Raw genomic sequence first — 9,833 nt, 5'->3', positions numbered from 1 at the left:
CGCGTCCGGGCGGTGCGCCGGCCGGGAGCTCAGCGCCGGGTGAGCTTGCCCGCCAGGGTCTTCGCCCGGGCGGAGAGGCCCCACTGGGCGACGCGCACGACGGCCTCCCGGGTCACGTCCGGGCTCATCTTGGACTCCCCCTCGGCGCGCTCCACGAAGGTGATCGGCACCTCCACGACGTTCAGGCCGGCCCGCTCGGTGCGCCAGCCGAGATCGATCTGGAAGCAGTAGCCCTTGGAGTCGACGGTCTCGAGGCCGATCCGCTCGAGGGTCTCGCGGCGGAAGGCGCGGTAGCCGGCGGTGATGTCGTGGATCCGGGAGCCCAGCAGGGTGCGGGCGTAGAAGTTGCCGCCGCGCGAGAGCAGCTGGCGCTGCAGGGGCCAGTTCACCGTGCGCCCGCCGGGGACGTAGCGGGATCCGATGGCGAGGTCGGCGCCGCGCTCCACGGCGTCCAGCAGCAGCGGGAGCTGTTCGGGCTGGTGCGAGCAGTCGGCGTCCATCTCGACCAGGACGTCGTAGTCCCGGGCCAGGCCCCAGCGGAAGCCGGCGATGTACGCGGCGCCGAGGCCCTCCTTGCTCGTGCGGTGCAGGACGTGGATGTTCCCGTCCGCGGCCGCCATCTCGTCGGCCAGCCGGCCGGTCCCGTCCGGGCTGTTGTCGTCCACCACCAGCACGTGCCCGTCCGGGACGGCCTGGCGCAGCCGGTCCATCACGGTCGGCAGGGACTCGTGTTCGTTGTAGGTGGGGATGACGGTCAGTACGCGCACCGGGTCGTTCCTTTCGAGGTCTCACCTGCCGCACCACAGGGCAGGCTCCCTCGCCTTCGGACCAGTCCGGCCCTGAGGGGATGCCGGCCTGTTTTCTAAGGACGAGCGAGCCCACCCGGCAGCAGTTGCCCAGCCTATCCTGCCCCGTGCCTGCGACCAAGATCCCCCGGCACGGCCCGGCGGGGCGTCGAGCGGCTCAGAATCCGGCGGAGCGGTACAGCTCCATGCCGTCGAGCACGGTCTGGCGGCACACGGGCAGGGACGTGCCGTCGAGCGCGGGCAGCAGCGGGGTGCGGGCGCGCGGGTCGGTGCTCCAGGCGGAGCCGGTCCCCTCGGCCTGCTGCACCATGAGGGTCTCGACGTCCCAGACGGCGAACGTGGCCGGAGTGCCGGGCGCGAGCTGGCCCTGCATGGGGTCCGGGTGCCGGGCGGCCCGCCACGCGCCCCGGGTGGAGGCGAGGAACGCGGCCCGCGCGGAGATCCGCTGGTCGGGGTCGTGGTGCTGGAGGCAGGCCCGGACGGTCTCCCACGGGGACAGCGGCACCACGGGGGCGTCGCTGCCGAGGGCCACGGGCACCCCGGCGCGGTAGAACGAGGCCATCGGGTTCATCGCGGCCGCCCGGTCGGCGCCGAGACGCTGCTCGTAGAGCCCGCCGGGTCCGCCCCAGGCGGCGTCGAACCCCGGTTGCACGGAGACGGTCACGGCGTGGCGGGCGAGCCGTTCGATCCCCTCGGGATCGATCATCTCGGCGTGCTCCAGTCGGTGGCCCGCGCTGTGCAGGGCGCGCTCCCCCACGAGCTCCTCGGCGCGGTCGAGGCCGTCGAGGACGATGTCCATCCCGGCGTCCCCGATGACGTGGAAACCGCCCTGCAGGCCGGCCTCCGTGGTCGCGGCGAGGTGGGCCGCCACGGCCTCGGCGTCGAGGTAGCGGTCGCCCAGATCGTCCGGGGCGTCGGCGTAGGGCGCGCGCAGGGCGGCGGTGCGAGAGCCCAGGGCGCCGTCGACGCACAGGTCGCCGGCGAGCCCCACGAGCGACTCCCGCCGGTCCACGGCCCGTCCGAGCAGGTGCGCCAGGGCGGTGTCGAACCGCTCCACCACCGCCCTCGCCTCCTGTGCCGTGGCCGCGAGCTCTCCCCGGTAGGGCACCACCCGGGGGGTGGGGCCCTCCGCGCCGATCCCGTGGTTGGCGAGGGCCGTCAGCTGGACGAGGTCCTCGAACGGGGCCACCTGCTCGGCGTTGGCCTCGGCCAGGGCCACGTAGCCCTGGGACGCGGCGTGCCGCAGGGCCAGCCGGTGCAGCTCGGCGCGGCGCCCGGCGTCGAAGCCGAGGGCCGCGGCGCGCACGCGGTCGTGGGCCAGGTTCTCGACCCGGCCGTCGCCGAGCCACCCCTCGACGCCGGCGAGGCCCAGTCGCCGGGCCAGGGCCGAGGACACCACCCCGGAGTGGACGTCGATCCGCGTCAGGTAGACCTCGCGCCCCCCGGCGGCCCGGTCGAGCTCCTCGGCCGTCGGCGCCCGGCGCTCCGGCCACACGGACTCGTCCCAGCCGGAGCCGAGGACCGGGCCGTGGCCCGTGCGCGCGGCACCGGCCACGGCGTCGAGCACCTCGTGCAGGGACCCGGCCGCGGTGAGGTCGAGGGTGGACAGCGCCAGGGCGGTCTCCGTCACGTGCACGTGCGAGTCCACGAACCCCGGGGCCAGCAGCCGCCCGTCGAGGTCGACCACGTCCATGGAGGAATCCTGCAGGGACCGCGCGGCCTCCTCGGAGCCGACCCAGGCGACGCGGGCGCCGTCGACCAGCAGGGCGGTGGCGAACGGGTCGGCGGGACTGTAGACGGAGCCGTTGCGGTAGAGGACGGGACGGGCGGGGACGGTGGCGCTCACAGGTCTCCTGTTCGGGTCGGTCGGGCGGGCGGAGGGTGGCGGAGCTGCAGTGGTGGCGCCGCTCAGTCCTCGAACGCGGAGTGGGCCACGACGCCGCGGCGCACCAGCGCGATGGCGCGCTGGCACTGGGTGCGCGTGTCGGCGTCGAGGAGGTCGATCCCCGCGAGCTGGTCGAGCATGTCGATCACCTGCTTCGCCCAGCGCACGAAGTCGCCGGCGGCGAGCTCCGTGCCGGACAGGGCCGTGCTCAGGACGGCGCCGCGCGCCCAGAGGTACATCGGCTCCACGAGGCCGAAATCCGGCTCCGCGGTGGCCGGGAGGTGGTGCTCCTGCTCGCGGTCGGTGAGCCGGGACCAGTTGCGCACCACGATCTGCGCGGCACGGTCCATGGCGGCGGACGGGAGGACGGGCTGGATCCCCTGCTCCTCGCGCTTGGCCTGGTAGACGAGCAGAGTCACGAGCCCCGCGGTGGCGGCGGGGTCGAGGCCGTCGAGGACGCCGTCGCGCAGGCTCAGCGCGAGGAGCAGGTCCCGGTCCCCGTAGATCCGCCGCAGCTGCTCGCCGGCGCGGGTCGGCCGGACCTCCCCGTCCGGGAGGGTCTCGAGGTAGCCGAAGGAGCCCAGCACCCGGGAGACGCGGTCGAAGGTCTTGGCGATGGTGTTGGTGCGGCTCTCGATCTGGCGCAGCAGCCCGTCGGTGTCCCGGCGCAGCGTCCACCAGCGCTCCGCCCACCGGGCGTGGCTCTCACGGTCCGAGCAGCCGTGGCAGGGGTGCCCGCGCAGGGCCTTGCGGACCTCCGTGATGCGCCGCTCGGCCGCGCTGGTGCCGCGGTCGAACTGGATGGTGTGCCCCCGGCCGCCGCCCCGCGGGGGCCGGTGCTCGTGCAGGGCGTTGCGCACGGACGAGGCGAGGTCGCGCCGCTCCTTGGGCGTCCTGCCCGTGAAGTGCTTCGGGATCCGGATCCGGGAGACCGGCTCGAGGGGCCCGTCCAGGTCCTGTGCCCCCACCCGGCGCAGCTGGTGGTCCAGTGTGAGGATCGAGGGGCGGGGGTCGTCCCGGTTGGGGTCGGTGGACAGGATCACGGCGTAGCCGGCGTTGCGCCCGCGCGGGATCTCCACGACGTCCCCGGGCAGCAGGTCGTGCAGGGACGCGACGGCGTCCGAGCGGCGCCGCCGGGAGCCGGCCTTCTCCTCGGCGCGCTCGAGGTCGTTGAGCTCCCGGCGCAGGGCGGCGTACTCGGTGAAGTCCCCGAGGTGGCAGGTCATGGCCTCCTCGTAGCCCTTGAGGGACTCCTCCTGGGAGCGGACCCGGCGGGCCAGGCCCACCACGGAGCGGTCGGCCTGGAACTGGGCGAAGGACGACTCGAGGATCTTGCGGGAGCGGCGGGCACCGAACTGGGCCACCAGGTTCACGGACATGTTGTAGGTGGGCCGGAAGCTCGAGTTCAGGGGGTACGTGCGCTTGGAGGCGAGACCCGCGACGGCGTGCGGGTCCATCCCGGGCTGCCACAGCACCACCGCGTGGCCCTCGACGTCGATCCCCCGGCGCCCGGCGCGACCGGTGAGCTGGGTGTACTCCCCCGGTGTGATGTCCACCCGGGACTCGCCGTTGAACTTGTCGAGCTTCTCGAGCACCACGGAGCGGGCCGGCATGTTGATGCCCAGCGCCAGGGTCTCCGTGGCGAAGACCGCCTTGACGAGCCCGTCGGCGAACAGCTGCTCCACGAGCTCCTTGAAGGCGGGCAGCATTCCCGCGTGGTGGGCGGCCACGCCGCGCAGGAGGCCGTCGCGCCACTCGTAGAAGCCGAGGACGTTGAGGTCCGCGGCCTCGAGGGAGGCGGCGGTCTCGGCCACCCGGGCACGGACGGTCTGCTGCTCCTTCTCGGTGGTCAGCCGGATGTCCGCGGCGACGCACTGCTGCACGGCGGCGTCGCACCCGGCGCGGGAGAAGATGAAGGTGATGACGGGCAGCAGCCCCTCGGCGTCGAGGCGGCGGATCAGCTGCGGCCGGGACACCCGGCGCGTCTCGGGGCTCGGCCGGTTGCCCTCGCCGCCGTTGCGGCGTGAGAACCGGTCGCGGGACCGGCCGCCGGGGCCGCGACCACCCCTGCGGCCGCCGCGCGGGTGCTCGGCGCGGGCGAGCTGGAGCAGCTCGGGGTTGACCTCGGGCTCGTCCTGGCCGGGGCCGCCGAGCCGCTCGGCGGCCTCCTCGACCGTGGTGTCGTCCACGAAGAGGTCGAGCAGCCGCCCGCCCACCTGCACGTGCTGCCACAGCGGGACCGGCCGGTGCTCGGAGACGACCACGTCCGTGTCGCCGCGCACGGTGTCCAGCCACGCCCCGAACTCCTCGGCGTTGGAGACGGTCGCGGACAGGGAGACCAGCTGGACGCTGTCCGGCAGGTGGATGATGACCTCCTCCCACACGGCGCCCCGGAAGCGGTCGGCGAGGTAGTGCACCTCGTCCATGATCACGAAGCCCAGGTTCAGCAGGGTGGGCGAGTCCGCGTACAGCATGTTGCGCAGGACCTCGGTGGTCATCACCACGACGTCCGCCTCGGAGTTCACGGAGGTGTCCCCGGTGAGCAGGCCGACCCGTTCGGCGCCGAAGGCCCGGGAGAACTCGTGGAACTTCTGGTTGCTGAGCGCCTTGATGGGCGTCGTGTAGAAGGCCTTCTGCCCGCGGGACAGGGCCAGGTGGACGGCGAACTCCCCCACCACGGTCTTGCCGGCGCCCGTCGGCGCGGCCACGAGCACCCCGCGGCCCTCCTCGAGGGCCCCGCAGGCGGTCGCCTGGAAGTCGTCCATCTCGAACTCGAGCCGGTGCTGGAACACGGCGAGCTCGGTCCTCGCGTGGGCGGCCCGCTGCTTGGCGGCCAGGTATCGATCGGCGTAGGAGGACATGCGTCCACCCTACTGCTCGGCCCGGCCGTGCTCGGGTCCGCCGGAGGCCCGTTCGCGACGGGCCGAGCCGATCAGTCCTCGGGGTCGCGGCCCAGGTGCTCGAGCTCGTCGGCGGGGGTCGCGACGTCCGCCGCGGCGCCCGTGCCCGCCGCGAGGCGGGCCTCCTTCCGGGCCCGCCGGCGGTCGAGGAGCAGGCACAGCCCGACCGCCACGAAGAAGAGCGTGAGCAGCGGCACCGCGAGGTAGAACATCGTCATCGGGTCGGGCCCCGGGGCGGCCATCGCGGAGACGACCATCACGAGGACCACGACGATCCGCCAGCTCTTGAGCACCGTCCGTCCGGAGAGCACGCCGAGCATGTTCAGGCCGACCAGGAACACCGGCAGCACGAACGCCACGCCGAAGGTCAGGATCAGCTGGAGGAAGAACCGCAGGTACACGTCAGCGGAGATGAAGTTGGTGCCGCCCGCCGGGGTGAACGCGGTGAGGGCGTAGACGGCCGTGGGCAGGGTGAGCACGGCGACCGCGATCCCGCCCAGAAAGAGCGGGACGGCCGCGACCAGGAAGCCGACCGCGTAGCGGCGCTCGCTCCGGTGCAGGGCCGGGGTCACGAACGCCCAGAGCTGGTAGAGCCACACGGGGCTGGCCAGGACCAGGCCGAGCACCAGGGACACCTCCACCATGATGTTGAAGGACGAGCCCACGGCCGAGTAGTTGATGGAGGCCTCGCTGCCCTCCGCCCGGGCCAGTCGCTGCAGGGGCTCCGTGATGTAGGCCATGAACGGGACGTACAGGAAGAAGCCGCCGACCATGCCCAGGACGGTGGCCACCGCGGACTTGATCAGCCGGTTGCGCAACTCCCGCAGGTGCTCGGCCAGGGCCATCTGCGCCTGCGGATTGGCCTTGCGCGCCGTCCGGCGCTTCTGGGGTCCGCGGGGGGACTGCGAGGACATGGGGACCTTCGGGACGTCGGGGCCGCACGGTGCGCCGGGGCCGATCGGGCGATCCGTTCCCCGGGCCGGGGGCGCGGACCGCTCGGTGGCGGCGCGGAGGATCGGGACGGAGGAGGTGGGCGGAGCGGGGCGGGGTCAGGCCGGAGGGCGGCCGGGGCGCTGCTCGGGGTCGCGCGGGGCGTCCGTGCCGGAGGCGCCGGGGGCCCGGTCCGGGGTCACGTCCTGGCCGCTCTCCACGGGCTTGCCGTCGATGACCACGTCCGAACCGTCCGGCTGGTCGTCCTTCTTCATCTCCTTGACCTCGGACTTGAAGATGCGCAGCGACTGGCCGAGGCTGCGGGCCATGCCCGGGAGCTTGGGCGCGCCGAACAGCAGCACGATCACCAGCAGGATGATCAGGATCATGAAGGGGCTGTCGAAGAGCCTACCGAACATTGGACGTTCCTTTCCGTTCAGCCCGGCGGATGTCGCTGATCCGCTGCGGCTGGCCCATGCGGTCCTTGCGCTCCATGCGGCGTCTCAGACGGGCGGTTTCTCGTTGGTCGCGGCCGGCCCGGTAGTCGGCCAGGGCCTGCCCCACCGGGGTGAAGAGGGCCGGATCCGGTGCGGTCCGGACGGGTCGCTGCACCCCGGCGGCCGCGTCGTCCCAGCGCTGGGCGAACTCCCCGGCCACCGTCTCGGTGTCCCGGAGCAGCACGAAGAAGGTCTTCGCCAGACGCCACAGCATCAGTCCGAGGAATGCCGCGCCGAGCAGGACGAGGACCGTCCACAGCAGGACCCAGGACCACCAGAGCATGTCCTCCAGTATAGGCGGGCGGATCAGGCCGGCTCGGACGTCCCGTAGGCCCGGAGCGCAGAGTTCACCCAGAGTTCCACCTGCGCCACGACGTCGTCGGGCCCGATCACGGCGAGCTGGCCGCCGTAGCGGGTGACGAGCGCGCACACGGCCTCGACCGTCTGGAACCCGATGAGCGCGGCCTCGTGGTCGGCAGCCGGCCCGGTGCGGGCGCCGCCGGGGACCCGGACCACGGCGGTGCGGGTCGCGTGGTACTGGTCGGCGATCCACCGGCTGCGCCGGTCGGTGACGAGCACGACCTCCACGGTGTCCGGGGTGCCGGGGGCGGGCGGGGACGCGGCGGCGGCCTCCTGGGCGGCGGGACGCTCCCCCGCCGGGCCGGCGTCCTCGACGGCGGAGATCCGGTCCAGCCGGAAGTTGCGCATCCCCTCGGCGTCGAGGCACCAGGCGCGCACGTACCAGTGGGTGTTGGAGGAGAACACCTGGACCGGGTCGACGACCCGCTCCGTGAGCTCGTCGCGGGAGGGGACCACGTAGCGGATCCGGATCCGGCGGCGCTGCTCCACGGCGTGGCGCACCGCCGCCATGACGTCGGTGAGGGCGGGCGCGGGGGTGTCCGTGATGGGGCGGGCGCCCACCGCGTTGGCGAGCACCCCGGCGTCCCCCGCGGCCCCGGCGACCTTCGCGATCGTGGACGCCACCGCCTCGGAGTCCCCGCCGGGCACCGTGCGCAGCGTCTGCAGTCCCACGAGCAGCGCGGAGGCCTCCGGCTGCGTGAGGCGCACGGGGTCGGAGAGCTCGTCCGCGTTGGAGAGGTAGACGTGGCCGTCGTCCCAGGACGCGTCGATCAGCTGGTCCGGCATGTGCCCGGGCTTGCCGCACACGAACAGGGTGTTGAGGTCCGCGATCAGCTCCTGGTCGGTGATCCCGAACCGGCGGGCGGTCTCCTCGAGCTCCGCGCCCTGGTGGGCGTAGACCCAGCGGACGATCTCGAGCAGCCGCGAGAGGTGGTCCGCGGTGGAGAGCTTGTTGCGCGTGCCCTTGCGGGACTTGAGGCTCCAGTCGACCTGCACCCCGCGGAACCGTGCCACGGCCGACTCGGCGCTGCGCAGCCGGCGCTCCACGGCGGCGCGCACCTCGGCCTGCATCGTGGGCGCGGTGCCGTCCCCGTCCCGGGGCACGACGACGCCGGGGCCGGCCGCGGCGATCTCCTCGGCGAGGATCTCGGTCTCCGCGAAGGGGATGTGCAGCCGGTCCCAGCGCTCGACGCCGTACCCGGCCCCGACGCCCGGCTCCTGCCGGGAGGCCATGCGGCGCAGCATGTGCGCGTGGCCGGGCCGGGCGAGGACCTCCACGGTGCGCGCGGGGGCGTGGGAGACCATGTGGGACAGCGACTCGTTCATGGAGAAGTTCTCGGGCGGGTCGAACTCCCTGCGGGTGACCGTGACGTCGGACATGATCCGCGAGAGCCGGAACGTGCGGGAGTCCTTGCGGTCGAGGTCCCAGCCGACCACGTACCAGTTGCCGTAGCGGGAGCCGATCCCCCACGGCCTCAGCCGCCGGGTGGTGAGCTGGTCGGTGCTGCGGGCCAGGTAGTCGAAGCGCACCTCGCGGTGGCGCACCACGGCCGAGAGCAGCGGCTCGAAGGACGGCTCGTGGGCGGTGAGGGTGGGCTGCAGCAGCGGCGGGGCGTCGTCCTCCGGCAGGCCGCCGATGGCGGGCTCGAGCTTGCGCAGGGCGCGGTGGGCGAGCTCGCCGAGGGAGGCGTCCGTCCAGGCGTTGGCCGCCAGGGCGAGCACCGCGGACTCCTCCGCCGTGAACTGCAGGGGCGGGAGGGTGAAGGATCCCCGCGGGATCCGGTAGCGGTGGCCGTGCGTGTCGTCGGGGAACAGGGGGTCCTCGGAGACCTCCTCGATGGGGTAGCCGAGGTCGCGCAGCTCCGCCTTGTCGCGCTCGAACATGCGCTCGAACGCCTCGTCGGACGCGGACTCCGCGTACGACGGAACGGCCTCCCGGAGCTCGGCGCGGGTGTACCCGCGTTCGCGGGAGACCAGGGCGATGAGCAGGTTGAGAAGCCGCTCCGTCGATCGGGCTGCCATCGGGTGGGTCCTCAGCGCACGTCCACGAGGTCCACCACGAAGATCAGGGCCTCGTCCGGGCCGATGACCCCGCCGGCTCCGCGGGAGCCGTAGGCCTGGTCCGAGGGGATCTCCAGCCGGCGGCGGCCGCCGACCTTCATGCCGAGCAGGCCCTTGTCCCAGCCCTCGATGACCTGGCCGATGCCCACGGTGAAGTCGAGGGGCTGGCCGCGGTTCCAGGAGGCGTCGAACTCCTCGCCGGCCGAGAACGTCACGCCCACGTAGTGGCAGGAGATCTGCTTGCCGGGGGTCGCCTCGGCGCCGGTGCCCTCCACGAGGTCCGTGATGACGAGCTCGGTGGGGGCCTCCCCCTCGGGGAAGTCGATCTCGGGCTTGCTGCGGTCGAGCTTGCGCTCTCCGAAGGACATGGGTGCTCCTGTTCGTCGGGTCGTCG

Annotated in this window: 8 protein-coding genes; all 8 read right to left on the bottom strand. The window is 73.5% G+C overall.

The window, feature by feature from the left end; translation table 11 throughout:
* Positions 1-29: 29 nt before the first annotated feature.
* The 8 genes from ACH9D2_RS16610 to ACH9D2_RS16575 all read right to left on the bottom strand — a co-directional run bounded on the left by ACH9D2_RS16610 (position 30) and on the right by ACH9D2_RS16575 (position 9,807).
* Positions 30-767, bottom strand: a complete 738-nt coding sequence (locus ACH9D2_RS16610) for a polyprenol monophosphomannose synthase (RefSeq protein WP_396363931.1) — start codon at positions 765-767, stop codon at positions 30-32.
* Between the two features lie 196 nt (positions 768-963).
* Positions 964-2,652, bottom strand: coding sequence for an amidohydrolase family protein (locus tag ACH9D2_RS16605; protein ID WP_396363930.1), 1,689 nt, complete (start codon positions 2,650-2,652; stop codon positions 964-966).
* Between the two features lie 62 nt (positions 2,653-2,714).
* Positions 2,715-5,552, bottom strand: a complete 2,838-nt coding sequence (locus ACH9D2_RS16600; protein WP_396363929.1) for a DEAD/DEAH box helicase — start codon at positions 5,550-5,552, stop codon at positions 2,715-2,717.
* Positions 5,553-5,623: 71 nt separating this feature from the next.
* Positions 5,624-6,505, bottom strand: coding sequence for a twin-arginine translocase subunit TatC (tatC, locus tag ACH9D2_RS16595; RefSeq protein WP_396363928.1), 882 nt, complete (start codon positions 6,503-6,505; stop codon positions 5,624-5,626).
* Positions 6,506-6,640: 135 nt separating this feature from the next.
* A complete protein-coding gene (gene tatA / locus ACH9D2_RS16590; RefSeq protein WP_396363927.1) occupies positions 6,641-6,940 on the bottom strand; it encodes a Sec-independent protein translocase subunit TatA in 300 nt (99 codons plus the stop codon).
* Positions 6,930-7,301: a hypothetical protein gene (locus ACH9D2_RS16585; protein WP_396363926.1), complete on the bottom strand. Its 372-nt coding sequence runs from the start codon at positions 7,299-7,301 to the stop codon at positions 6,930-6,932. The genes tatA and ACH9D2_RS16585 overlap by 11 nt, the downstream gene beginning before the upstream one ends.
* 23 nt (positions 7,302-7,324) lie before the next feature.
* Positions 7,325-9,400 (bottom strand): WYL domain-containing transcriptional regulator, encoded by a 2,076-nt coding sequence (locus ACH9D2_RS16580; RefSeq protein ID WP_396363925.1) that lies wholly within the window; start codon positions 9,398-9,400, stop codon positions 7,325-7,327.
* Between the two features lie 11 nt (positions 9,401-9,411).
* The gene (locus ACH9D2_RS16575; RefSeq protein WP_396363924.1) at positions 9,412-9,807 is read right to left on the bottom strand and encodes an FKBP-type peptidyl-prolyl cis-trans isomerase; all 396 of its coding nucleotides are present in this window, start codon (positions 9,805-9,807) and stop codon (positions 9,412-9,414) included.
* Between the last annotated feature and the right edge of the window lie 26 nt (positions 9,808-9,833).

It is taken from the genome of Kocuria rhizosphaericola, from assembly GCF_044462205.1.
GTDB lineage: Bacteria > Actinomycetota > Actinomycetes > Actinomycetales > Micrococcaceae > Kocuria > Kocuria rhizosphaericola.
This window is presented reverse-complemented; position numbering and strand designations above follow the sequence as displayed.